Here is a 23905-nt window from a genome sequence, read left to right on the forward strand (position 1 = left end):
CGTGGCGTTCGAAGCGTTCAAGCGGCGTCCGGCGGGGCGATGGTCCAGGGCACTTCGAAGACATGTTCTTCGAGATTCGGGCCGCGTCCGCCGCGGTCGATCACGAGGAAGTTCTGGGGGGCACCGAGTGGGGTGAGGACGCCGTGCCAGATGCCCAGACCGTAGCAGACGCCCTGGCCCGCCGCGGTGACGAAGGCGAGCGGCCTGCCCGGACGGCCGTCCTCGTCGGGGCAGACCACCACGAGGAACGGGGCGGGGCTCAGCGGCACGAAAGCCTGAGCGCCGAGCGGGTGGCGTTCGACGAGTCCGAGCGACAAGGGCAGTGCGTAGGGCTCGGCCTCGACATGGCCGATCACCACGCGGCTTCCCTCGCCCGAGACCGGGATCTCGGCGAGGTCGTGGTAGCGGCGCGCCTTACCGGCGTTCATCGGGCGCGGCGCGACCGCCGCCTTGTCGATCACCGTGCCGAACGGGGCGAAGGCCTCCGTGGTCAGCGGCGCGACGAAAATCGTGCGTGCGCTCATCGGGCCGACCGGACGATGCTGAGGGCAGGGTGGCGGTTCACGTCCTTGTAGAGCAGGTAGCGGAACGGGCCGGGGCCGGCGGCGTAGCAGGCCTGCGGGCAGAAGGCGCGCAGCCACATATAGTCCCCGGCCTCGACCTCGACCCAGTCGCGGTTGAGCCGGTAGACCGCCTTGCCCTCCAGCACGAACAGGCCGTGCTCCATCACGTGCGTCTCCTCGAACGGGATCGAGCCGCCCGGCTGGAAGGTGACGATGTTGACGTGCATGTCGTGGCGCACATCGTCGGGCGAGACGAAGCGTGTGGTGGCCCAGGCGCCGTCCGTGCCCGGCATCGCGACGGGGGCGCTGGTGCGCTCATCGGCGACGAAGGCGGGCGGCACCTCGATGCCCGGCACGCGCTCGTAGGCCTTACGGACCCAGTGGAAGCGGGCGGGCTCAGACCCATCGTTGCGCAGGCTCCAGGCAGCGCCCGGCGGCAGGTAGACGTAGCTGCCGGGATGCAGCGCGTGCGCCTTGCCGTCGAGCACGAGGCGCAAAGCCCCGCCGACCACGAACAGCACGCCTTCGGCTTGCGAATCGGGCTCCGGCCGCTCGCTGCCGCCGTTCGGCGCCACTTCCATCAGGTATTGCGAAAAAGTCTCGGAGAAGCCCGAGAGGGGGCGCGACAGCATCCAGGCCCGCGTGCCCTCCCAGAACGGAAGCACGCTGGTGACGATGTCGCTCATCACGCCCTTGGGGATCACCGCGTAGGCCTCGGTGAACACGGCGCGGCCGGTCATCAGCGCGGTCTGGGGCGGGAGGCCGCCGCAGGGCGGGTTGTAGGGAGAGGCGGTCATCGGAAGGGCTCCGGGGGAGGGGGCTTACCGGGCCTCGTCACGCACGAGGTCGGCGGCGAGCGCGTTGTGGCGGGCTGCGAGCGCGCGGGTATCGACGGTGGTCAGCCGCCCTTCGCGCACGACCACGCGGCCGTTGATGATACTCCAGGCGACCCGCTGCGGCGCGCAGAAGACTAGAGCGGCGACCGGATCGTGCAGGGCGCCTGCGGTCTCCAGCCCGCGCATGTCGAAGGCGACCACGTCCGCCGCCATGCCGGGGGCGAGCGCGCCGATGTCGTCGCGGTCGAGCACCTGCGCGCCGCCGCGCGTGGCGATCTCCAGCGCCTCGCGGCCGGTCATCGCGGCGGGGCCGAAGCCGACGCGGGCGAGCAGCATGGCTTGGCGCGCCTCGCCCAGCATGTGGGAGCCGTCGTTGGAGGCCGAGCCGTCGACGCCGAGGCCCACGCTGACGCCTTCGCAGCGCATTTGTCCCACCGGGGCGATGCCCGAGGCGAGCCGCATGTTCGAGCAGGGGCAGTGGGCGACACCCGTGCGGGTACGCCCGAACAGCTTGATCCCCGCGTTGTCCAGCTTGACGCAGTGGGCGTGCCAGACGTCGCGCCCGGTCCAGCCGAGTTCGGCCGCGTATTCGGCCGGCGTCATCCCGAATTTCTCGCGGCTATAGGCGACGTCGTCGGCGGTCTCGGCCAGATGCGTGTGCAGGCCGACGCCGTAGGCGCGGGCGAGGATGGCGGATTCGCGCATCAGGTCGCGGCTGACCGAGAAGGGCGAGCACGGCGCCACAACGATGCGGCGCATGGAGTAGCGCTCGGCATCATGCCAGCGCTCGATCAGCCGGCGAGTCTCGGTCAGGATCGCGCCCTCGTCCTCGACGACCGCATCCGGCGGCAGGCCGCCCTTGCTCTCGCCGACGCTCATGGAACCGCGCGCCGCGTGGAAGCGCATGCCGATGCCCTCGGCGGCCTCGATCGAATCGTCGAGCCGGCAGCCGTTCGGGTAGATGTAGAGATGGTCGCTGGACGTCGTGCAGCCGGACAGGATCAGTTCGGCCATCGCGGTCTGGGTCGAGACCCGGATCATCTCCGGCGTCAGCCGCGCCCAGATCGGGTAGAGGGCCTTGAGCCAGCCGAACAGCTCGGCGTCCTGCGCGCCTGGCACCGCGCGGGTCAGGGTCTGGTACATGTGGTGGTGGGTGTTGACGAGGCCGGGCATCACCACGTGGCCGGCCATGTCGATCACTTCGTCCGCCGTCTCCGGCAGGGTGTCCATGGCACCGACCGCGACGATGCGGTTGTCCTCGATGTAGACCCCGCCGCCGCGGATCTCGCGACGCCCCTCGTCCATCGTCGCGACGATGTCGGCGTTCTTCAGAAGCAGCGCGCTCATCGCGTGGTGTCCTTCAGCCAGTCGGCGAGAACCTGTCGTTCGTCCGCGGTCATTTCGGTGATGTTGTTGGGCGGCATGTTGTGGGTCAGCACCGCGTGGCGGCGGATCGCCTCGGCCTGACGGCCGATGGCGGGGCCGGTATCGAGCAGGACGCCCTTCGGAGCGACGCCGATCCCCTCCCAGGCCGGCTCGGCGGAGTGACACATGGCGCAGCGCCCGGCCACCAGCTCGACCACGTGGTCGGGCGGGCTCGCCTTCGCCAGCGAGAGGGCGGCGTCGGCTGAGGCGAGCTTCACCTGCGCGGGCGCTTCCGCCTGCGGCGGCAGGCCCAGCATCGAGCGGCCCCCGGCGGTGCCGGCGAGCGCGACTGCGAAGGCGGCCCCGAGGCCCGCGGTCGCCGCGGCCCAGGCCCACCAGGGCGAGCGGGCGTGGTCGGCATGCCGCACGTTGTAGAAGAAGCGGATCACCGCGCCCGAGGCCGTGATGAGGGCGACGATCAGCGGGATCGTCGCGTTCGCGCCGAACAGCATCGGGTAGTGGTTGGAGATCATCAGCAGCACGACCGGCAGGGTCAGGTAGTTGTTCTGCGCCGAGCGCTGCTTGGCCTGCTTGCCCAAGTTCGGGTCAGGCCGCTCGCCCTTCATCAGCGCGGCCACGACCTTGCGCTGGTTCGGGATGATGACGAGGAAGACGTTGCCGGCCATCCACGTCGCCATCAGGGCACCGGTATGGATCAGCGCGCCGCGCCCGCTGAACACCTGAGCGAAGCCGAAGGCCGCCGCCGTGATGACAAGGAGGCCGACCGCGGCAAGGCCGGATTCGCTTTGGCCGATGGGCGAGCGGCAGATGCGGTCATAGACCAGCCAGCCGAGCGCGAGCGCACCGATGCCGACCGCGGTTGCGGCCGGGGCGGAGAGGTCCATCACCGCCGGATCGACCAGATAGAGCTTCGACTGGGCGTAGTAGATCCAGGCGAGCAGCACGAAGCCCGACAGCCACGTCGTGTAGGCCTGCCACTTGTGCCACGTGAGATCGGGCGAGAGGTGCTCGGGCGCGACGAAATACTTGCGCATCTCGTAGAAGCCGCCGCCATGCACTTGCCACGCGGCCGCGCCTTCGCCGGCCGGGATGTCGGGCGTGCGCTTCAGCGAGGCATCGAGATGCATGAAGAAAAACGACGAGCCGATCCAGGCCATCGCCGCCACGATGTGCAGCCAGCGCAGCAGCAGGCTGCCCCACTCCCAGACGAAGCTCTCCATGGCCGTCCCCTCCGAATGCTTTCCCCGATCCTAGCGATGCCGGGCCGCTTGTATGCCCGCCGAATTCCTTGTCAGTTTTCGAATTTTTCGTAAGCTGACACGGGGCCAGGATCGTCCGACCATGCGATTGTCCTGCCACGGCGCGTCGCCGTCCGACTCTCCGGAGCCTCGCGATGTTGTCGCTGGAATCGATCCGCATTTTTATGCGCGCGGCCGATACGGGCAGTTTCTCGGCGGCCGGGCGCTCGCTGCGGCTGTCGCCGTCCGTGATCAGCTACCGCATCCAGACGTTGGAGGAGCATCTCGGCTGCCTGCTGCTGACGCGTACCACCCGGCGGATGAACCTGACCGAGGCCGGCCGCGTCTTCTACGACCGCTGCCTCGATGTCGCCGCCTCGGTCGAGCGCGCCGAGAAGAGCGTCGAGACGCAAGGCGCCGCCCCCCGCGGCACCCTGAAGGTCACCGCCCCCCTGAGCCTCGGGCGGCGCGTCGTGGCGCCGCTGATCCCGGCCTTCCGCGAGCGCCATGCCGAGGCCGACGTGCACCTGCGCCTGTCCGACCATCTGCTCGACCTCGTGCAGGAGGCGGTGGACGTGGCGGTGCGCCTGTCGCAGATGCGCGATTCGACCTTCACGCTGCGCAAGGTCGCCGATGTCGAGCGGATGCTGTGCGTGTCACCCGGTTATCTCGACGCGCACCCGGCGCCAGAGACCCCGGCCGACCTCCTCGACCATTCCTGCCTGCTCCTGCGCTTCCCCGGCTCGGAGCAGTTCCGCTGGACCCTGCTCGACGGCGACGAAGCGGTGACGATCCCGGTCTCCGGCCGCATCGACGCCGACGACAGCGACGTGCTGACCGAATGGGCGCTCCAGGGCCAGGGCATCGTGCTCAAACCGGTCTACGAGGTGGCGCCCTACCTTGCCGACGGGCGGCTCGTGCCGGTTTTGGCGGACACGCCGCCGACTTCCGTGACGCTTGGGGTGGTGTATCCCTCGCGAAAAATGCTGCCGAACCGGGCGAAGACGTTTGTCGAGATGACGACGGAGGCTTTGCGGGGGTATGTTGGGGGGCAGTTAGGGTTGGTGGGGAAGCGGGTGGTGCGGTAAGTTTCAGTATCCAGGCGGCTTGACCGAGTGAATAACCGCGGAGTAAAAACAGGCTTAGATTTCTTGATGTAAGATAGACGACCGGTTGCGGCCCCATCCAGGAACCGGTGCCGTTATTATTTCTGATCAATTCATAATCGAAAAAATGTTCGTTTTGACGTCCTATGCAAGGCGTTTTAGGAATCTATATTGTCTCTTTTGCGTTAGCTAAACGTCCACCATGGCATGCCAGGAGAAATTATTATGAGCGATGGACAAAGCAAGATTCTTGCTTCTTTAGAATTCACCGATGATTCCGAAAAATTGAAGGAAGATTTGAGTAAGTGCCTCGACGGCGAAAGCAAATTAATCAGTGGGGCAACCGCTGAATTGATGGGCACTGGTGCCGACACAATCATTCTTATCCTAGGAACTAGTGGAGCGATTGCTGCAGTGAGCCGGACCATCATTGCGTGGATTACCGCCAATAAGGCACGAACAGTCAAAATCAACGGATCTCAATTTAATGGATATTCTGCTGAAGACGTGGCAAAAATGTTATCGGCAACTCCGCAACTAAATCAGTCGCAGAGCAAGGCAAAAGAGGAGAAAAACCCGTGATAATGAACGACGCCGATATAGCTCGTTTGTTTGCAGCACGCGTCGCTCAGCCGTTGCTGATGACAAAAGAAGATCAAACATCAGAAAACATAATCAACTCCACACGGCTTCAGCATTATCGTAAGGCGGGGCTTTTTGCAAGCCACCTTCTTGACAAGGAAATCGCTGACCAGATAGCGGCCTATGCTGTGCCTGGTCTATCAGGATGGCTTGGAAAACTACGCCAAATGCTTGTAGACGCCAATCCAACTTTGTCAAACGCGTCACGTCAAGCGCCTATAATAATAGTCGAGTCATATGATCGATATACATCAGTGAAAAAATTCACAACAGATGAGGCCTACATATTTGTCGATAATGGTCTAATACTTTTTCTTTGGCAGATGAATAAAGCATATTTATCAATAGAGCCGTCGGGAGTTCATTCAACGCATGCGTTAGCAACTGCAACTCTTGCGCATCACGCTGTACAATTGAAACCACCGGCGTGGGCAGAAGCCAGAAGGAATACGCAGCGTCTATTCCCTCCTCCTCCATACAGACCACCACAGAATCGAGATTCATTCGATCTACTTCTTGGACTGACGATACATCACGAGCTATTTGTAATGGCTCACGAGATTGCACACATTGAACTAGGACATCTAGATCCAAATTGGAAACCAAGTGCAAAGATTGAGCTACCTTTAACTGCTAGCACATTTCTCGAAAATGGATTAGATTTGAATGCAATTAAAGAATTCGAGGCTGATGAACTCGCATTGGATTTAGTTGTGAAATTTCTCGGACAAGGACTTGATTACAATATCGAAGCAACCATTGTATATTTGTTCCAATTTTCTCGTTACCTTCTATATCTTGAAATGGTATTGCGCGAGTGCAATGATATTGGCGGCAGCTTTGTTTGGGCAGCTCGCCACTTCTATCTGCGTGATCGAATGAGTAAATATGACAAAAACATTGGAAGTGCGATCGTAAATCACTCGGAATTTCTCGAAGAAAAGCTTGAGCCTGCGATGTATGAAGCAACAGAATTATATTGCGATATTCTCAATAAAGATCCTTAACACGCTCGAGATTAAATTTACTTTCATCGCGTCTTTATTTATATAATAACAAATTCGGTAAATTATATCAACTATGGTTGTTGCGCCTGACGATTAAACGCATTGATTTACTTCAGAACTGTTGCGCCTGAATTGCTTCGGCCTCGCCTCGCGATGACAGCGTGAGGCGAAAGCCGAAGCGTTCAACCAAAACAAAAAATCACCCCGCCGCCGGCAACCGATCCTTCAACCGCAGCCAAGCGATCCGCTCGATCTGCCGCAGCGCCTCCGCCAGCTCCTGCTCCGCGTCGTTGCGCAAACGATCCTCGAACGCCGCCAGAATTTCTTCACGCGAGCGACCCTTGATCGCCATGACGAAGGGCAGGCCGAAGCGGTCGCGGTAGGCGGCGTTCAGGCGCTCGAACTGGGCGAGTTGCTCCGGCGTCAGCGCGCCGAGGCCCGCGCTGCTCTGTTCGGCGGTGGAGGCGTCCGTGAGGCCGCCCGATTGGGCGAGGCGGCCGGCGAGTTCGGGGTGGGCGAGCACCAGGGCGCGCTGGTTCTCGGCCGGCTGGTGGCGGAGTGACTGGACCAGAGCGGCGTGCAGGCCTTCCGCCGTGTCCTCGCGGGCGGTGAGGCCGGAGGCCCAAGCCTGGAGCGCGATCTCCGGCGTGTCCTCGAAAATGTCGCCGAAGCAGGTGACGAACTGCGATGCGCTCATCGTGCTAGGCTTGAGAACCGGGGCCGGGTGGCGCTCGGCCCAGTGGCGGGCGATGTCGATGCGGCGGGTCAGCCACACGCCGTCGTGCGCCGCGACGTGGTCGAGGAAGCGGGCGATGGCCGCGATTCGCCCCGGCCGGCCGACGAGCCGGCAATGGAGGCCGACCGACATCATCTTCGGCGCGGTGGCGCCCTCGGCGTAGAGCGCGTCGAACGTGTCGCGCAGGTAGGTGAAGAAGTGCTCGCCGGTGTTGAAGCCCTGGGGCGTGGCGAAGCGCATGTCGTTGGCGTCGAGCGTGTAGGGCACCACGAGCCCGGTGCCGGCCTTGCCGTGCAGCCAGTAGGGCAGGTCGTCGGCATAAGCGTCGGAGAGGTAGGCGAAGCCCCGCTCCAGGCCGAGTTCGAGCGTGTTGACCGAGGAGCGGCCGGTGTACCAGCCGAGCGGGGCCGAACCGGTGACCTCCTCGTGGAGCCGGATCGCCGCGTCCATCTGCGCGGCTTCCTCAGGCCGCGTCATGTCGCGGTGGTCGATCCACTTGAGGCCGTGGCTGGCGATCTCCCAATCAGCCTCGCGCATGGCGGCCACAACCTCCGGGTTGCGGGCCAGCGCGGTGGCGACGCCGAACACGGTGACCGGCACCTTGCGCTCGGTGAAGAGCCGCCACAGCCGCCAGAAGCCGGCGCGGGAGCCGTACTCGTAGAGCGATTCCATGTTCATGTGGCGCATCCCCGGCCAGGGCTGCGCGCCGACGATCTCGGACAGGAACGCCTCGGAGGCCGCGTCGCCGTGCAGGAGGCAGTTCTCGCCGCCCTCCTCGTAGTTGAGCACGATCTGCACCGCGATCCGCGCGCCGCCGGGCCAGTCCGCCTGCGGGACGGTGCGGCCGTAGCCGATCATGTCGCGGGTGGTGTGAAGCGATGGGTTCATGACGGGCCCCCGTGTTGCAGCCGGCGGAACGGTTCGTGCAAGCACGATACCGCCGCCGGCGCGGACGCATTGTTCGGAGTTTTTCGAAGCTGTTCCCGAAAAGCCGGGATGGTGCGCGCGGCCCGATCTGCAAGTGTCGCAGGGCAGGTTCGCCGAAACCGCATGCCTGCCAAGCTTGCCGCCGCCGGGCGGCCACCACGAGGGGAACCGGCCGATGACCCAAGCATCGCATGAGACGCAAAGTCCGCCCCGCCGGCTCACGACCCACGTGCTCGACACCTCGACCGGCCGCCCGGCCGCGGGGCTTACGCTGCATCTCACCCGCATCGAGGGCGAGACGAGGCACCACCTCAAGACGGTGGCGACCAACGCGGACGGGCGCTGCGACGCGCCGCTGCTCGCTGGCAAGGAGATGGCGCCCGGCGCCTACGAGATCGCCTTCGAGGTCCAGAACTACTTCGGCGGCGATGACGCCTTCCTCGACATCGTGCCGGTGCGCTTCCGCATCGCCGCGCAGGGGCCGGCCCACCTGCACGTGCCGCTCCTGATCTCCCCCTACGGCTACAGCACCTATCGCGGGAGCTGAGCTGCCTGCCGGATCGCCAGAGGCGCGGACGAAAAGACGCCCGACGATCCACCGCGCATCCCGAGGGATGCACACAGCCAAGACGCCACAAGACCTTGGCCCACAGCGAGGAACGTCCCATGACTGACGCCCCCAAGGCGGCAGCGGAGACCAATGCGGTCGACGCGATGCTGCCGATCCCCAAACTCGCCGCCTACGGCATGCAGCACGTGCTGGTGATGAGCGCGGGCGCGGTGGCGCCGCCGCTGATCATCGGCGCGGCGCTCAACCTCTCGGCCGAGACGGTCGCCTTCCTGATCAATTGCGATCTCTTCGTCACCGGGCTCGCGATCCTGATCCAGAGCCTCGGGATTCCGGGCTTCGGCGTGCGCCTGCCGATCATCATGGGCGTCAGCTTCGCCTCGGTCGGGCCGATGGTGGCCATGGCCCAGGACCCGACGATCGGGCTGCCGGGCATCTTCGGCGCCACCATCGCCGCCGGCCTGTTCGGCCTCGCCATGCGGCCGTTCTTCTATCGCCTCGCGGCGTTCTTCCCGCAGCTCGTGACCGGCACGGTGATCCTGATCATCGGCGTCACGCTGCTGCCGGTCGGCATCAAGTGGGCCGGCGGCGGCGCGGCTGCCACCGATTTCGGCGCGCCGGTGCATCTCGCCGTCGCCGGTCTCGTGCTCGGCGTGATCCTTCTGGTCAGCCGCTACGCCAGCGGGTTCGTGGCCAACATCGCCGTGCTGATCGGCCTCGTCGCCGGGCTTCTGGTCGCGTGGCCGCTCGGGCTGTTCAACCTCGAAGGCCTCGCCGCGCGCCCCGTCATCGAGCTCGTCGCGCCGTTCAAGTTCGGCTGGCCGACCTTCCACCTCTCGGCGGTGGTGGCGATGTGCATCGTCATGATGGTCACGCTGGTGGAATCGACCGGCATGTTCCTCGCGGTCGGCGACATCGTCGGCAAGCCGGTCGACAAGCCGACGCTGACCCGCGGCCTCATGGCCGATTCGCTCTCGACGCTGATCGCGGGGGTGTTCAACACCTTCCCGCACACCTCGTTCTCGCAGAACGTCGGCCTCGTGAACATGACGCGGGTGCGCAGCCGCTACGTCACCGCGGCCTCGGGCTTCATCATCCTGGCCGTCAGCCTGTTTCCGAAGCTCGCCTTCGTCGTCGCCTCGATCCCGCCGGCCGTGCTGGGCGGCGCCGGCATCGTGATCTTCGGCATGGTGGCCTCGGCCGGGCTCAAGATCGTCGGCGAGGCCGACCTCGGCGACCGCCGCAACCAGATCGTCGTGGCGGTCTCGATCGGCCTGTCGCTGATCCCGATGGCCGCGCCGAACTTCTTTTCCGCCACCATGCCGGACTGGACCGGGCCGATCCTGCACAGCGGCATCACGCTCGGCTGCATCAGCGCGATCCTGCTGAACCTGTTCCTCAATTCCGACCGCCTCGGCCAGCCGGGCAAGACCCACGACGCCGACGCCGCACCCACGCCCGCGAACTCGGCGACGCCGGGCCCGGCCGCGCTCGGCCGCGCGGCCTGAGGGGAGGGGACGATGGAAGCCTCGACCCCCAACCTGTCGCGCCGGGGCTTCCTGCGGGGAAGCGCGGCGGCCGGCATCGCCATCAAGGTGTCGCTGCTGCGCGGCACCGCGGAGGCCCGCCTCGTCGAGGCGTCGCCCGGCCCCGGCTGGATCGCGGGTGGCAAGCCCCGCACCCGGCTCGACGCCGTCGCGAAGGTCACCGGCGCCAAGACCTTCACCCGCGATTACCGCGCCCGCGACATCGCCGGCTGGCCCGACAATCAGGCCCACGCCTTCCTGATCGCCGCGACCAAGGCGGATCGACGCTTCGAGGGGCTCGACCTCTCGAGGCTCGGCGAAGGGCTCCAGCCCGACCGGCTGGTGCTGCACGAGGATCTCGTCGCCGACGGGCTCGCCGTGCCGCCGCATGCCGACTTCTTCGGCGACCGCTTCCTGGTGCCCAAGGGCGAGACCCCGCGGCTGCTCGGCCAGCCGGTGGCGCTGCTGATCTACCACGACTACCCGCGCTGCGCGGCGGCCAAGCGCGCTTTGCGCTTCAACGAGGACGTGGTGCGCTACGGCGAGACCACCGCCTACGCCGCACCTGCGCATTACGGCGCGACGCGCTGGGTGCGGATCGAGGGCGAGAGTCCCGAGGCCGAGGACCGCTTCTCGCCGTTTCGCGATGCCCCCATCTTCACCGGTTTCAAGGGCGACGAGCCGGCTTGGCCCGCCGCTGGCACCGAGGGTCCGGCGGCCCGCGGCATGGCGGCGGCTGAAAGCATCGCCGCCGAGATCGCAGCGGCGGGGGACGACGCGCTCGTCCTCAAACGCTCCTACTTCTCGCAATCCGTCGATGCCTCGGCGATGGAGGCCGACAACGGCAACGTCTGGTACGACGCGAACAGCGGCACGCTCCACCTGATGATGGCGACGCAAGGCCCCTACGAGGTGGCCGAGCAGGCCGCCGCGCTGGTGAAGGCCTCGCGCTTCGCCGTCTCCGAGATCGACCTGAAGGCCGGATACACCGTCGGCTACGGCACGAAGGACCACCACCTCCATCCTCTGCTCTGCGTGCTCGCCGGGCTCTACGGCGGGGGACGGCCGGTGCGGCTCGCCAACGACCGGTTCGAGCAGTTCCAAAACGGCCTGAAGCGCCACAGCTTCACCATGGACACCGCCCTGATGATCGACCGCGCCAGCGGCCGGTTCCGGGCGATGACCGGGCGTTACGTGTGCGACGGGGGCGGGCGCCCCAACTTCTCGATGTCGGTGTCGTTCGTCGGCGCCACCGCGGCGCAGTCGATCTACTATCTGCCGAAATCCGACTTCCAGGCGGTGGCGCTCGCCTCGCGCGCCGTCGAGGCCGGCTCGACGCGGGGCTACGGCACGCTTCAGACCATGTCGGCCACCGAGATGCTGGTGGACGAGGCGGCCGAGCTGCTGGGCCGCGACGCGATCGAATTGCGGCTCGCCAACGTGTTCCGCTCGGGCCAGCGCAACAGCCAGGGCGCGGTGCCGGCGGGTGCGCTCCGCAACGACGAAATCCTCGAAAAAGCCGCCGCGCATCCGCTCTGGCGCGAGCGGCAGGCGAAGAAGGCGGCCTACGAGGCCGCGCATCCGGGCAAGCGCTACGGCGTCGGCTTCGCCCAGGTCCACAAGGATTACGGCACCGGCGCCGAAGCCGCGCTCGCCTCGCTCGAGATCGACGGCCAAGGCCGGCTGACGCTCCGCCACGTCGCCCACGAGATGGGGCCGGGCGTCACCACCTCGCAGGCCGTGATGGTCGGTGAGATTCTGGGTCGCGTGCCGGAGACGACCGAGTTCGGCGTCGTGCGCTGGCCGCAGATGCCGCTGGAGACCACCGACCAGCCCTACACCACGCCGCAGGCCGAAGAGGACCGGCTCTCGAAGAACCCGCGCTGGACGCCGCGCTTCACCTCGCCGATGAGCGCGACCAACTCGGCCTACTACCTCGGCCACGCCACGCGCAGCGCCGCCCGCATCTTGCGCGATCACGCCCTCTGGCCGGCCGCCCGCTCGCTCTGGGGCCAAGGCTTCGGCGGTGGGGCGCTCGCCTCGTACCACACCATGCGCCCGGACGAGCTTCGGCTCGCCGATGGCAAAGTCTCGGGCGCGGGCCTGCCGCCGCTGAAGCTTGAGGCAGTGGCGGCGGAGGCCCACCGGCTCGGCCTGCCGGTCGGGGTCACGCTCCACACCTTCAACCGCTGGCAATGGACGGAAGCCGAGTTCGAGCTTCCGGGGACGGGCCGTACCCGGCTGCCCATCGACGCCCTGGCGCTGCGCTACGGCGCAGGCGCCTCGCCGGAGCGGCAGGCCCTGATGACCACCGGCGGCTGGCATTTCGTCGAGCGGTCGGCGGTGTTCTATCCGCCGACCCAGCGCAACAACGTCGGCACCACCTACTACGCGCCGATGGCGACGCTGGCCGAGGTTGCCGTCGATACCGGCAGCGGCACGGTGACGATCCTCTCGCACCACTCGATCCTCGAATGCGGGCGTCAGATCGTGCCCGAACTGGTCTCGGGCCAGATTCAGGGCGGGCTCGCCATGGGCATCGGCCACGCGCTGAAGGAGTTCCTGCCGCTCTACGAAGACGGGCCCGGCGACGGAACGTGGAACTGGAACCGCTACGAGCTGCCGCGCGCGAAGGACGTCGCGGTCTGGAACCAGACCGTCGAGATCCTCCCCCCGCTCTCCGAGACCGATCCGCCGAAGGGCATCGCCGAGGTGGTGATGATCGCGGTCGTGCCCGCGCTCGCCAACGCGGTGGCGCACGCCATCGGTTACCGCTTCCACGACCTGCCCATCCGCCCCGAGCACATCCGCGAGGTGCTGGCATGACCGCCCTGCCGAAACCCCAGACTCTCTCGCTCACCGTCAACAGCAAGCCGGTCTCGATGCCGGTGCCGCAAGGCGTCTCGATGCAGGAATTCCTGCACGAGTGGCTCGGCCTCACCGGGGCCCGCATGGGCTGCGGCCAGGGCATCTGCAACGCCTGCACCGTGATGGTCGAGGAACCGGGCAAGCTGCCGCGGGAAGTCCGCACCTGTATCACCGGCGCCCACTGGTTCGAGGGCAAGACGGTCCGCACCGTCGAGGGCCATGCCCGGCAGAACGCCGACGGCAGCCTCACGCTCTCGCCGGTGCAGCAGGCCTTCGTCGAAGGCTTCGCGTTCCAGTGCGGCTACTGCACGCCGGGCTTCGTCACGGCCGCGACCGTGCTGATCGAGCGGCTGAGGGCGGCACCCGTGCCGCGCGAGGCGGTGGAACGCGTCGTCAGCGAAGCGCTCGACCCGCACATCTGCCGCTGCACCGGCTACGTCCGCTACCATACGGCGGTGCGCGACCTCGTGCTCGCCACCCCCGGCCTCGTGACCGCGTGAGGCCGCCGATGCGCACATTTCTTCTGACTCTCGCCGGCCTCGCCATCGGCGGCACCGCGCTCGCCGGCCTCGTCTTCTCCGGCGCGCTCAACCGCAGCGTCGTCTCCCGCACCGTCGAGACGCCGCTGACCGCCGAACAGATCAAGGCCCTGGCGCCCCAAGGCGCAAAGGTCGCCGCGGCGGCCGATTGCTATGCCTGCCATACGGCCCGCGGCGGGGCACCCTGGGCCGGCGGCATGCCGTTCGAGACGCCCTTCGGCGTGATCCACGCCACCAACATCTCGCCGAGCCGCGAGGGCATCGGCGGCTGGAGTCGGGCCGAATTCCACCGGGCGCTGCGCGACGGCATCGCGCCGGGCGGGCGCCATCTCTACCCGGCGATGCCCTACACCTCGTATCGCGGCATGACCGAGGGCGACGTCGATGCGCTCTTCGCCTACATGACCACCCGCACACCGATGCCGGTGGGCAACGCCAAGAACGGCCTCGCCTTCCCGTTCGACCAGCGCTGGACGCTGGCCGCCTGGAATTTCTTGAACCTTCCCGCCTCAGTCGCAGAGCCCAATCCTGAACGCTCCGAACTGTGGAACCGAGGTCGTTACGTCACGGAAGCGCTCGGCCATTGCGGCGAGTGTCACACCCCGCGCGACCTCACCCAGGGCTTGCGCACCAGCAAGGCGCTGACCGGCGCGGTGATCGAGGGGCTGGAAGCGCCCGACATCACCCCCGCCGGCCTGACCCACATGGGCTTTTCAGCCGCGAGCCTCGCGACCTTCATGGGCTCGGGCCTCTCGGCGCAGGGCGCGGCCACGCACCAGATGTTCGACGTGGTGCATTTTTCGACCCGCCACATGGACCGGGCCGACCTCCTGGCGATGGCCGCCTACTTCTTCGACCGCGATGCTTTGACTGACGAAGCACCCGCCGTTCTGCCCGAACCAGCACCGGTGGCGGCGGATGTCGCGGCGCGGGCGCAGGCGACCTATGCCGGCCTCTGCGCCGGCTGCCACGGCGCGATGGGGGAGGGCATTCCCCACGTCTCGGTGGCGATGCGCGGCAACGCCTCGCTGCGGACTGCCAGCCCCTCAGGGTTCGTCCGCGCCGTGCTCGCCGGCCTGCCGGCCCAGAGTTTTCCCGACGGCGAGCGCATGGAGGCGATGCCGAGCTTTGCCGCCGACCTCGACGACGCCGCGATGGCCGACCTGACGAACTGGATGCGGGCGGAGTGGGGCGGACAGGCGCCGACGGTGCAGACGCGGGACGTGGCGGCGGTGCGGGCGACGCTGACCACGCGGCATGCGGCGGGTGATTAGGGCGATGCCGGTCCCAAACGCTTCAACCCGACCGGTGCGCATCCCCTCTCCCCACGTGCGGGGAGAGGGGGGCGCCCGCCCGTTCACGCTGGAGCCCGCGCCATGGACCAACTGACCGGCATGCGCGTCTTCGTCCGCGTGGCGGAGCTGAACAGCTTCTCCCGCGCCGCCGAGGATCTGGAGATCGCCCAATCCACCGTCACCAAGACGGTGGCATGGCTGGAAAATCGGCTCGGCACCCGGCTGATCAACCGCAACACCCGCGGCCTCACCCTCAACGAGGCGGGCAAGCTCTATTACGAGACCTGCCGCGCCATCCTGCGCCAGATCGAGGAGGCCGAAGGGCTGGTGCGGCGCCACGACGCCGAACTCGACGGCACCCTGCGCATCTCCACTTCCGTCGCCTTCGGCGAGGCGGTGCTCGGGCCGATGCTGCTGCCGTTCATCGCGGCCAACCCGCGCCTCAAGGTCGATCTCACCTGCGAGGATTCCTACGTCGATCTCATCGCGCGGGGCATCGACGTGGCGCTCCGCATGGGTCGGCTCACCGATTCCTCGCTCGGCGGGCGCTATCTCGGCGCCAACCCGTGGGTGATGGTGGCCGCCCCCGCCTACCTCGCCCGCGCCAAGCCGCTCACCACGCCGGACGATCTCGGCGGACACGATTGCATCGTCTATTCGAGCGTCCAGGGCGACGCCGTCTGGCAGATGCGCAGTACCGACGGGCGCACCCATGCGGCGAGCGTGCGCGGCTGCCTACGCTCCAACAACCTGCCGACGCTGCTCTCGGCGACGCGCTCCGGCCTCGGCGTGGCGATCCTGCCCCGCTACGTCGCGCAGGGCGCGCTCCAGGCCAGCGAACTCGCCGAGTGCCTGCCTGGATACGTCCTGCCCGATCAGGAACTCTACGCGGTGTTCCCCTCGCCCAAGCTCGTGCCGCGCAAGGTCACCGCGCTGATCCGCCACCTCGCGCCGCGCCTGCGCGGGGCGTGGTGGCAGGAGCGGGACGGCAATACTCAGATATTCTCAGGCGGAATAAATCAAATCGAACTACCGGTCTTCAGCGATCAATCCAATTAGAGTAAAAACAAACCGTCACAAAAAACTCTGGAGGACACCGTGCCCAAGATGCGCGCGATCGATGCCGCGGTTCTCGTCCTGGAACGCGAGGGCGTGACCTGTGCCTTCGGCGTTCCCGGCGCCGCGATCAACCCGCTCTATTCGGCGCTGCGGGCGCGGGGCACGATCCGGCACGTGCTCGCCCGCCACGTCGAGGGCGCCTCGCACATGGCCGAAGGCTACACGCGGGCCAAGGCCGGCAATATCGGCCTGTGCATCGGCACGTCCGGGCCGGCCGGCACCGACATGATCACCGGGCTCTACTCGGCCTCGGCCGACTCGATCCCGATCCTGTGCATCACCGGACAGGCCCCGCGGGCGAAGCTCCACAAGGAGGATTTTCAGGCCGTCGACATCGAGTCGATCGCCAAGCCCGTCACCAAGTGGGCCGTCACGGTCCGCGAGCCTGCGCTGGTCCCGCAGGTCTTCAGCCAAGCGTTCCACCTGATGCGCTCCGGGCGCCCCGGCCCGGTTCTGATCGATTTGCCGATCGACGTTCAGGTCGCCGAGATCGAGTTCGACGCGGAGGCTTACGAGCCGCTGACGCCCTACAAGCCCGCCTGCTCGCGCCGTCAGGCCGAGCGCGCGATCGCCATGCTCCAGGCGGCGGAGCGCCCGCTGATCGTCGCCGGCGGCGGCATCGTCAACGCGGATGCCTGCGAACTCCTGGTCGAGTTCGCCGAGTTGACGGGCGTGCCCGTCATCCCGACCCTGATGGGCTGGGGCGCGATCCCCGACGATCATCCGCTCATGGCCGGCATGGTCGGGCTTCAGACAAGCCACCGCTACGGCAACCGCACCTTCCTCGAATCCGATTTCGTGCTCGGCATCGGCAACCGCTGGGCCAACCGCCACACCGGCTCGGTCGAGGTCTACACCAAGGGCCGCACCTTCGTTCACGTCGATATCGAGCCGACCCAGATCGGCCGCGTGTTCGGCCCCGATCTGGGTATCGTCTCGGATGCCGGCGCGGCGCTCCGCGAGTTCATCGCGGTGGCCCGCGACCTGAAGGCTCGCGAAGAGCTGCGCGACCGCGCCGTCTGGGCGTCTTCCTGCGCTCATCGCAAGCGGGCGATGCTGCGCAAGTCACACTTCGATCAGGTGCCGCTGAAGCCCCAGCGGGTCTATCAGGAGATGAACGAGGCGCTCGGGCGCGACGTCTGCTACGTCACCACTATCGGCCTGTCGCAGATCGCGGGCGCGCAGTTCCTGCACGTCCACCATCCGCGCCATTGGATCAATTGCGGGCAGGCCGGCCCGCTCGGCTGGACGCTGCCCGCGGCGCTCGGCGTCCGCGCCGCCGACCCGGACCGCAAGATCGTCGCGCTGTCGGGCGATTACGACTTCCAGTTCCTGATCGAGGAGCTGGCGGTCGGGGCGCAGCACAAGCTGCCCTACCTCCACGTCGTCGTGAACAACTCGTATCTCGGCCTGATCCGGCAGTCGCAGCGCGGCTTCGGGATGGATTTCGAGGTGAGCCTCGCCTTCGACAACATCAACGCGCGGCCCGAGGGCGATGCGGTGCCCGGCTACGGCGTCGATCACGTCGCGGTCGCGGAAGGGCTCGGCTGCAAGGCGATCCGGGTGAAGAGCCCCAACGAGTTCAAGGACGCCTTCGCCCGCGCCGAGGCACTGATGGCGGAGCATCAGGTCCCGGTCGTGCTCGAATTCATCTTGGAGCGCGTCACCAACATCAGCATGGGCACCGAGGTCGACGGCATCAACGAGTTCGAGGAGATTCTATGCCTCGACCCCGAGCTGTCGCTGAAGTCCAGCCAGATGCTTCCCGCGCCCGTCGCGGCCTAAAAACCCACCACCGTCATTCCGGGGCCGCGAAGCGGAATCCGGAATCCATGATTGGGCGTAGCGCTGGACCTTGGATTCCAGGTTCTCGCCTGCGGCGAGCCCCGGAATGACGGCGCCAGTGCGACGAAGACAACGAGAGCCGAACCATGCCCAATTTCGCTGCCAACCTCACCTTGCTCTTCAACGAGCACGCCTTCCTCGACCGCTTCGAACAGGCCGCCCGCGCCGGCTTTCGCGGCGTCGAGTTCCTGTTCCCCTATGACTTCGGCAAAGAAGCGATCCACGAACGCCTCGTGCGCCACGAACTCACGCTCGCGCTACACAACTTACCCGCGGGCGACTGGGCGGCGGGCGAGCGCGGCATCGCCGTGCTGGCCGAGCGCCGGGCGGAGTTCCGCGAGGGCGTGGCCCGGGCCATCGACTATGCCGGCACGCTCGGCTGCGCGCAGATCAACTGCCTCGCCGGCATCGCGCCGGAAGACATCGAGCGCGCCCGCCTGCACGATACTTTCCGAGAAAACCTCGCCTTCGCGGCAGGGGAGCTGAAGAAGGCCGGCATCCGCCTCTTGATCGAGCCGATCAACACCCGCGACATTCCCGGCTTCTTCCTGACGAATACAGCTCAGGCCGCGGCGCTGATCGAGGAAGTCGGCTCCGACAACCTGTTCGTGCAGTACGATATCTATCACATGCAGATCATGGAGGGCGACCTCGCCCGAACCATCGAAGCGAACCTGCCGCGCATCGCCCACATCCAGCTCGCCGACAATCCCGGCCGCCACGAGCCCGGCACCGGCGAGATCAACTATCCGTTCCTGTTCAACCACCTCGACGCCATCGGCTACCGCGGCTGGATCGGCTGCGAATACCGCCCGGCCACCACCACGAGCGACGGCCTGAGCTGGTTCGCGCCGTATCGAGGCTGAGCGCCCTTTCCACCGGCTCTTCCCCGCCCACTCCCCCTCATCCTGAGGTGCGCAGCGAAGCGAAGCCTCGAAGGAGGGCTCCAGCGTAGCGCGCGCGTTCAGGAGTTCTCCTTCGAGGCCGCTCCGCGGCACCTCAGGATGAGGGAAGTGGGTGGGAGAAGCCGCCGCATTGCACGGCTGGCCTCGACGCGGCCTGGAGCCGCCCCTCACTCCAAGGACACATCACATGGCGACCATCGGATTCATCGGACTCGGCATCATGGGCCGGCCCATGGCAGAGAACCTGATCAAGACCGGGCACACGCTTTTCCTCAAGAGCCGCCGTGAGGTGCCGGCCGAGCTGATCGCGGCCGGCGGCACAGCCTGCACCTCCGCCCGTGAAGTCGCCGAGCGGGCCGACATCGTCATCACCATGCTGCCCGACACGCCGCAGGTGGCCGAGGTGCTGTTTGGCGCCGACGGCATCGCCGAGGGCCTGAGCGGCTCAAAGATCGTGATCGACATGAGCTCGATCGACCCGATCGCCACGCGGGGCTTCGCTCAGCGCATCAACGAACTGGGCGCGGCTTATCTCGACGCGCCGGTCTCCGGCGGCGAGGTCGGGGCAAAGGCCGGCAGCCTCACCATCATGGTTGGCGGGCCGGAAGACGCCTTCGCGCGGGCCAAACCCCTGTTCGAAGCGATGGGCAAGAACATCACGCTGGTGGGCGGCAATGGCGACGGCCAGACCACCAAGGTCGCCAACCAGATCATCGTCGCGCTCACCATCGAGGCGGTCGGCGAGGCGCTGGTCTTCGCCTCCAAGGCGGGCGCCGATCCGGCCCGCGTCCGCGAGGCCTTGATGGGGGGCTTTGCCGCCTCGCGCATCCTCGAAGTCCACGGCGAGCGGATGGTGAAGCGGACCTTCGATCCGGGCTTCCGGATCGACCTGCACCGCAAGGATCTCGGACTTGCGCTCCAGGGCGGGCGCACCCTCGGCGTGGCCCTGCCCAACACCGCGACCGCGCTGGAGCTGTTCAACGCCTGCGCGGCGAACGGCGGCGGCGATCAGGACCATTCGGCGATGGTGCGCGCACTGGAGCGGATGGCCGCGCACGAAATCGGCCAAGGCAAGTGATCGAGACCCATCGGGCGGCGTGACGACGCCGCTCGATGGGGGAGGGGGACCGGCAAAAGCCGGCGCAAACGAGGGGGGATTTCATGCTCGCACGATGGCTCGTCGCCGCTTCGCTCGCGCTTCTACCGGTCTGGCACGGCGTGACAGGTCAGGCCTGGGCCGCCGATCTCCCCTCAGGAATCGTGCCGCCCGACGCGCGGCCGGTGAAGGAAATCCCGTTCTTCGTCTTCAGCGACACGCAGATCAGCTACCGTTATCAGTACCCCTCGGCCAATCCCGGCAGCCAGGTGCGCGAGGCCGACGGGAGTTTTCGCAACCGGGACGCGCCCAAGCACATCCTCGGGATCGCCCATGCCGACGCCTGGGCCTACGGCACCAACTTCTTCGCCCTCGACATCCTGAAATCGGGCTCGCAATTCCCGGCCGGCACCACCAATGCGCCGGGGGGCTTCGCGGCCTACGATTACGGCAACACCGAAGCCTACGGCCTCTACCGCGGCACGCTCAGCCTCAACGCGCTCTCAGGCACCAAGGCCTTCACGATCCCCGGGATCGTGAAGGACGTGTCGCTGTCCTACGGCTTCGACGCCAACGCCCAGAACTCGCCGTTCGGCCCGAAGAAGCGCGACGTGGTCGGCGGGCTGAACTTCGCCTTCGACGTGCCCGCGGGCTTCCTCAACCTGTCGGTCCACGCCTACAAGGAATGGAACCGCAACGGCTTCAACCTCGGCACCGACCGCTCGGTGAGCTTCGACACGGTGCCGGAGTTCGAACTCGTCTACAGCTTCCCGCTGACCTTCACCGGCCTGCCATTGCGGATCGCGGGCTTCAACAACGTCGTCCTGCCAAAGGGCCGCGGCGTGACCAATCCAGCGGCCTTCGCCTTCAACCCGAAGACCGGCCTCGAATTCCTGTCGCGCACCAACCTCGTGCTCGATCTCGGCCAACTGTTCTACGATCAGCCCAACCGGGTCGATGCCTTCATCGGCTTCCAGTACTGGCACAACAAGTTCGGCAACATCGAGCGCGTCGACTTCAAGGGCACGGAAGAGAAGAGCTTTTTGGCGGGCGTGTCGTTTCACGTGTTCTGAGACGCCCGACCACGTCATCATCGCGAGAGGCGGCCCACCGGCCGAGCGAACCATGCGCCGTCACCGCTACGCCAAGATCGTCGCCACCGTCGGCCCGGCGACCCACTCGCCGGAGATGCTGAAAGCCTTGTTCCTGGCCGGCGTCGACACCTTCCGCCTCAACTTCAGCCACGGCGTCCAGGCCGACCACGCCAGGGTTCACGCCGCCATCCGTGCGTTGGAGGCCGAGGTCGGGCGCCCCATCGGCATCCTGCAGGATCTGCAGGGCCCAAAAATCCGCGTCGGCACGGTGCGCGACGGACGGCTCGACCTGAATGCGGGCGAGCGGGTGCGCTTCGTCCTCGAAGGGAATGAGGGCGGCAAGGACGCGATCCCACTGCACCACCCCGAGATCTTCGCCGCCGTGGTGCCGGGCCAGGATCTGCTGATCGACGACGGCCGGGTGCGGGTACGCGTCGTCGGCGTCGAGGCGCAGGCGATCGAGGCCGAGGTCGTCACCGCGGGGGTGATCTCGAACCGCAAGGGCGTGAACCTGCCGGGCACGCTCCTCGACCTCTCGCCGCTCACGGAAAAGGACCGCGCCGACCTCGCCTTCGGCCTCGAACTCGGCGTCGATTGGGTGGCGCTCTCCTTCGTGCAGACGCCCTCCGACGTGCTGGAGGCGCGCGGCCTGATCGGCGACCGGGCCGGCATCATGTCGAAGATCGAGAAGCCGCAGGCGCTCGACCGGATCGAAGACATCATCCGCCTGTCGGATGCCGTGATGGTCGCCCGCGGCGATCTCGGCGTCGAGATTCCGCACGAGGATGTGCCCGGCCGCCAGAAGGAGTTGATCCGCGCCTGCCGGCTCGCGGTGAAGCCTGTGGTTGTGGCGACCCAGATGCTCGACTCGATGGTCGCCGCCCCCGCGCCCACCCGCGCCGAGGCCTCGGACGTGGCGACCGCGATCTACGACGGGGCGGACGCGGTGATGCTCTCGGCGGAATCGGCCACCGGCCGCTATCCGGTCGAGGCGGTGGCGATGATGGACCGCATCATCCGATCAGTAGAGGGGCACAAGCTCTATCGCTCCATCGTCGCGGCCTCCGAGCCCGGCGAGGAGGAGACCCCGCCCCACGCCGTCGCGACCGCGACCGCGGTCCTCGCCGAGGCGATCCAGGCCCGCGCGATCGCCGCCTACACCACCAGCGGCACGACCGCGGCGCGGGTGGCCCGCAAGCGCCCGGCGGTTCCGATCCTGGCGCTGACCCCGAGCCGCGCCACCTCGCGGCGCCTCAGCCTGCTCTGGGGCACGCACAGCGTCCACACGGCCGACGTCGATTCCTATGAGGAGATGACGAACGAGGCCGCCCGCCACGCTCGCGAGGAGGGTTTTGCGAAGGAGCACGACATGATCGTGGCGGCGGCCGGCATCCCGTTCCACACGGTCGGCAACACCAACAACATCCGGGTGATTCAGGTCTGAGGAACGCCCCCGCTCCAACCCTCACCCTCATCCTGAGGTGCGGAGCCGAAGGCGCAGCCTCAAGGGAGGGCTTCTCCGATCGCTGAGCGAGCTGGAGCCATCCTTCGAAGTCCGCTTGCGCGGGCACCTCAGGATGAGGGGGGTTGGAATGGGAAGGATCAGGCCGCCTTCTGCCGCAGCCCCGCCACGGCATTCCACGTCGGCGCGATGACGTAGCTCGTCACCGGGATCAGCAGCGCACCGACGGCGAGGCCGACGAGGCCGGAAGCGGCGGCGGTCACGAGCCATTCGACGAAGCCGTGAGCCGCCGGGACGAGGCCCGCCACCGAGGCCGCCGCGTCGTGGATCACGTGGGCCGGCGCCTTCACGCCGTACTCTTCGAGGCCGTGGATCAGGATGCCGCCGCCGACCCAGATCATCGCCGCGGTGCCGACCACGGCCAGAACTTTCAACAGATACGGCATGCCCTTCACCACCGCCCGGCCGATGCCGCGGCCGAGGCCTCCCACGAAGGACTGGTTGGTGTTGGCGGCGAGCGCCATGCCGGCATCGTCCGCCTTCACGATGAGCGCGACCGCGCCGTAGACCGCCACGGTGATGCCGATGGCCACGACGGCGAGCACCGCCGCCTTGGACCAGAAACTGCCCTCGGGTATCGCGGCGAGCGTGATCGCCATGATCTCGGCGGACAGGATGAAGTCGGTCTTGATGGCGCTGGCGACCCGGCGGTCCTCCATCGCGCTGTCCGGTCCGCTCGTCACCTCTTCCTCGTGGCCGTGGGCCTTGTGAGGAAACAGCGCCTCGTAGACCTTCTCGGTGCCCTCGTAGCAGAGGTAGGCGCCACCGAGCATGAGCAGCGGCGTGATCGCCCAGGGGGCGAAGGCGCTGAGCGCCAGCGCGCCGGGCAGCAGGAACAGCAGCTTGTTGCGCAGCGACCCCAGCGCGATCCGGCCGACGATCGGCAGTTCCCGCTCGGCGGCGAAACCGACGACGTAGCGCGGCGTCACCGCGGCGTCGTCGATCACCACGCCCGCGGCCTTCGCCCCGGCCTTGGCGGCTTGGCCCGCGACGTCGTCCAGCGAGGCCGAGGCCATCTTGGCGAGCGCCGCGACATCGTCCAGCAGCGCGATCAGTCCAATACTCAACGATGGCTCCCCGGCACGGC

At 67.2% G+C, this 23905-nt stretch carries 20 protein-coding genes; 14 read left to right on the forward strand and 6 right to left on the reverse strand.

The window, feature by feature from the left end:
• Positions 1-17: 17 nt before the first annotated feature.
• From ASG52_RS05775 to ASG52_RS05790, 4 genes are read right to left on the reverse strand one after another with little or no spacing between them, the layout of a single operon-like run.
• Positions 18-524, reverse strand: a complete 507-nt coding sequence (locus ASG52_RS05775) for an ureidoglycolate lyase (RefSeq protein WP_056240287.1) — start codon at positions 522-524, stop codon at positions 18-20.
• On the reverse strand, positions 521-1360 hold the full coding sequence (locus ASG52_RS05780) for a bifunctional allantoicase/(S)-ureidoglycine aminohydrolase (protein ID WP_056240290.1): 840 nt from the start codon (positions 1358-1360) through the stop codon (positions 521-523). Before ASG52_RS05780 ends, ASG52_RS05775 begins: the two co-directional genes overlap by 4 nt.
• A 24-nt stretch (positions 1361-1384) precedes the next feature.
• Positions 1385-2746, reverse strand: coding sequence for an 8-oxoguanine deaminase (locus tag ASG52_RS05785; RefSeq protein ID WP_056240294.1), 1362 nt, complete (start codon positions 2744-2746; stop codon positions 1385-1387).
• Complete coding sequence (locus tag ASG52_RS05790; RefSeq protein ID WP_056240299.1) at positions 2743-4005, reverse strand: urate hydroxylase PuuD; 1263 nt, start codon at positions 4003-4005, stop codon at positions 2743-2745. Before ASG52_RS05790 ends, ASG52_RS05785 begins: the two co-directional genes overlap by 4 nt.
• A 173-nt stretch (positions 4006-4178) precedes the next feature.
• On the opposite strand from ASG52_RS05790, the gene ASG52_RS05795 reads away from it, so the two are divergent.
• The 3 genes from ASG52_RS05795 to ASG52_RS26915 all read left to right on the forward strand — a co-directional run bounded on the left by ASG52_RS05795 (position 4179) and on the right by ASG52_RS26915 (position 6778).
• Positions 4179-5111: a LysR family transcriptional regulator gene (locus ASG52_RS05795; protein ID WP_056240302.1), complete on the forward strand. Its 933-nt coding sequence runs from the start codon at positions 4179-4181 to the stop codon at positions 5109-5111.
• Positions 5112-5354: 243 nt separating this feature from the next.
• Positions 5355-5711: an effector-associated constant component EACC1 gene (locus ASG52_RS26910; protein ID WP_156383803.1), complete on the forward strand. Its 357-nt coding sequence runs from the start codon at positions 5355-5357 to the stop codon at positions 5709-5711.
• A gap of 2 nt (positions 5712-5713) precedes the next feature.
• Positions 5714-6778 (forward strand): M48 family metalloprotease, encoded by a 1065-nt coding sequence (locus tag ASG52_RS26915; RefSeq protein ID WP_156383804.1) that lies wholly within the window; start codon positions 5714-5716, stop codon positions 6776-6778.
• 199 nt (positions 6779-6977) lie between these two features.
• On the opposite strand, the gene puuE is transcribed toward ASG52_RS26915, so the two are convergent.
• Positions 6978-8402, reverse strand: a complete 1425-nt coding sequence (puuE, locus tag ASG52_RS05800; RefSeq protein WP_056240305.1) for an allantoinase PuuE — start codon at positions 8400-8402, stop codon at positions 6978-6980.
• Between the two features lie 214 nt (positions 8403-8616).
• Here puuE and uraH point away from each other — a divergent pair, with 214 nt between their 5' ends.
• The 11 genes from uraH to pyk all read left to right on the forward strand — a co-directional run bounded on the left by uraH (position 8617) and on the right by pyk (position 22740).
• Complete coding sequence (gene uraH, locus ASG52_RS05805) at positions 8617-8988, forward strand: hydroxyisourate hydrolase (RefSeq protein WP_056240311.1); 372 nt, start codon at positions 8617-8619, stop codon at positions 8986-8988.
• A 119-nt stretch (positions 8989-9107) separates the two neighbouring features.
• On the forward strand, positions 9108-10517 hold the full coding sequence (locus tag ASG52_RS05810) for a nucleobase:cation symporter-2 family protein (RefSeq protein ID WP_056240313.1): 1410 nt from the start codon (positions 9108-9110) through the stop codon (positions 10515-10517).
• Between the two features lie 12 nt (positions 10518-10529).
• A complete protein-coding gene (locus ASG52_RS05815; RefSeq protein ID WP_056240315.1) occupies positions 10530-13361 on the forward strand; it encodes a xanthine dehydrogenase family protein molybdopterin-binding subunit in 2832 nt (943 codons plus the stop codon).
• The gene (locus tag ASG52_RS05820; protein WP_056240318.1) at positions 13358-13903 is read left to right on the forward strand and encodes a (2Fe-2S)-binding protein; all 546 of its coding nucleotides are present in this window, start codon (positions 13358-13360) and stop codon (positions 13901-13903) included. Before ASG52_RS05815 ends, ASG52_RS05820 begins: the two co-directional genes overlap by 4 nt.
• 8 nt (positions 13904-13911) lie before the next feature.
• Entirely contained in the window at positions 13912-15216 is a 1305-nt protein-coding gene (locus tag ASG52_RS05825) for a c-type cytochrome (RefSeq protein ID WP_056240320.1), read from the forward strand.
• 102 nt (positions 15217-15318) lie between these two features.
• The gene (locus ASG52_RS05830; protein ID WP_082552378.1) at positions 15319-16296 is read left to right on the forward strand and encodes a LysR family transcriptional regulator; all 978 of its coding nucleotides are present in this window, start codon (positions 15319-15321) and stop codon (positions 16294-16296) included.
• Between the two features lie 39 nt (positions 16297-16335).
• The gene (gene gcl / locus ASG52_RS05835; RefSeq protein ID WP_056240322.1) at positions 16336-18141 is read left to right on the forward strand and encodes a glyoxylate carboligase; all 1806 of its coding nucleotides are present in this window, start codon (positions 16336-16338) and stop codon (positions 18139-18141) included.
• A gap of 146 nt (positions 18142-18287) precedes the next feature.
• Positions 18288-19067: a hydroxypyruvate isomerase gene (hyi, locus tag ASG52_RS05840; protein ID WP_056240325.1), complete on the forward strand. Its 780-nt coding sequence runs from the start codon at positions 18288-18290 to the stop codon at positions 19065-19067.
• Between the two features lie 193 nt (positions 19068-19260).
• The gene (locus ASG52_RS05845) at positions 19261-20184 is read left to right on the forward strand and encodes a 2-hydroxy-3-oxopropionate reductase (protein WP_353612459.1); all 924 of its coding nucleotides are present in this window, start codon (positions 19261-19263) and stop codon (positions 20182-20184) included.
• Positions 20185-20267: 83 nt separating this feature from the next.
• Entirely contained in the window at positions 20268-21275 is a 1008-nt protein-coding gene (locus ASG52_RS05850; protein WP_056240331.1) for a hypothetical protein, read from the forward strand.
• Between the two features lie 52 nt (positions 21276-21327).
• The gene (gene pyk, locus ASG52_RS05855; RefSeq protein ID WP_056240334.1) at positions 21328-22740 is read left to right on the forward strand and encodes a pyruvate kinase; all 1413 of its coding nucleotides are present in this window, start codon (positions 21328-21330) and stop codon (positions 22738-22740) included.
• A 158-nt stretch (positions 22741-22898) separates the two neighbouring features.
• Here the strand turns inward: pyk and ASG52_RS05860 are convergent, their stop codons facing one another.
• Positions 22899-23885: a DUF808 domain-containing protein gene (locus ASG52_RS05860; protein ID WP_056240336.1), complete on the reverse strand. Its 987-nt coding sequence runs from the start codon at positions 23883-23885 to the stop codon at positions 22899-22901.
• Positions 23886-23905: the final 20 nt, after the last annotated feature.

The sequence above is a fragment of the Methylobacterium sp. Leaf456 genome (assembly GCF_001425465.1).
Lineage (GTDB): Bacteria > Pseudomonadota > Alphaproteobacteria > Rhizobiales > Beijerinckiaceae > Methylobacterium.

Coding starts and splice junctions, on each gene's coding strand:
- ASG52_RS05775 (WP_056240287.1), bottom strand. CDS start 524: ATGAGCGCACGCACGATTTTCGTCGCGCCGCTGACCACGGAGGCCTTC.
- ASG52_RS05780 (WP_056240290.1), bottom strand. CDS start 1,360: ATGACCGCCTCTCCCTACAACCCGCCCTGCGGCGGCCTCCCGCCCCAG.
- ASG52_RS05785 (WP_056240294.1), bottom strand. CDS start 2,746: ATGAGCGCGCTGCTTCTGAAGAACGCCGACATCGTCGCGACGATGGAC.
- ASG52_RS05790 (WP_056240299.1), bottom strand. CDS start 4,005: ATGGAGAGCTTCGTCTGGGAGTGGGGCAGCCTGCTGCTGCGCTGGCTG.
- ASG52_RS05795 (WP_056240302.1), top strand. CDS start 4,179: ATGTTGTCGCTGGAATCGATCCGCATTTTTATGCGCGCGGCCGATACG.
- ASG52_RS26910 (WP_156383803.1), top strand. CDS start 5,355: ATGAGCGATGGACAAAGCAAGATTCTTGCTTCTTTAGAATTCACCGAT.
- ASG52_RS26915 (WP_156383804.1), top strand. CDS start 5,714: ATGAACGACGCCGATATAGCTCGTTTGTTTGCAGCACGCGTCGCTCAG.
- puuE (WP_056240305.1), bottom strand. CDS start 8,402: ATGAACCCATCGCTTCACACCACCCGCGACATGATCGGCTACGGCCGC.
- uraH (WP_056240311.1), top strand. CDS start 8,617: ATGACCCAAGCATCGCATGAGACGCAAAGTCCGCCCCGCCGGCTCACG.
- ASG52_RS05810 (WP_056240313.1), top strand. CDS start 9,108: ATGACTGACGCCCCCAAGGCGGCAGCGGAGACCAATGCGGTCGACGCG.
- ASG52_RS05815 (WP_056240315.1), top strand. CDS start 10,530: ATGGAAGCCTCGACCCCCAACCTGTCGCGCCGGGGCTTCCTGCGGGGA.
- ASG52_RS05820 (WP_056240318.1), top strand. CDS start 13,358: ATGACCGCCCTGCCGAAACCCCAGACTCTCTCGCTCACCGTCAACAGC.
- ASG52_RS05825 (WP_056240320.1), top strand. CDS start 13,912: ATGCGCACATTTCTTCTGACTCTCGCCGGCCTCGCCATCGGCGGCACC.
- ASG52_RS05830 (WP_082552378.1), top strand. CDS start 15,319: ATGGACCAACTGACCGGCATGCGCGTCTTCGTCCGCGTGGCGGAGCTG.
- hyi (WP_056240325.1), top strand. CDS start 18,288: ATGCCCAATTTCGCTGCCAACCTCACCTTGCTCTTCAACGAGCACGCC.
- ASG52_RS05850 (WP_056240331.1), top strand. CDS start 20,268: ATGCTCGCACGATGGCTCGTCGCCGCTTCGCTCGCGCTTCTACCGGTC.
- pyk (WP_056240334.1), top strand. CDS start 21,328: ATGCGCCGTCACCGCTACGCCAAGATCGTCGCCACCGTCGGCCCGGCG.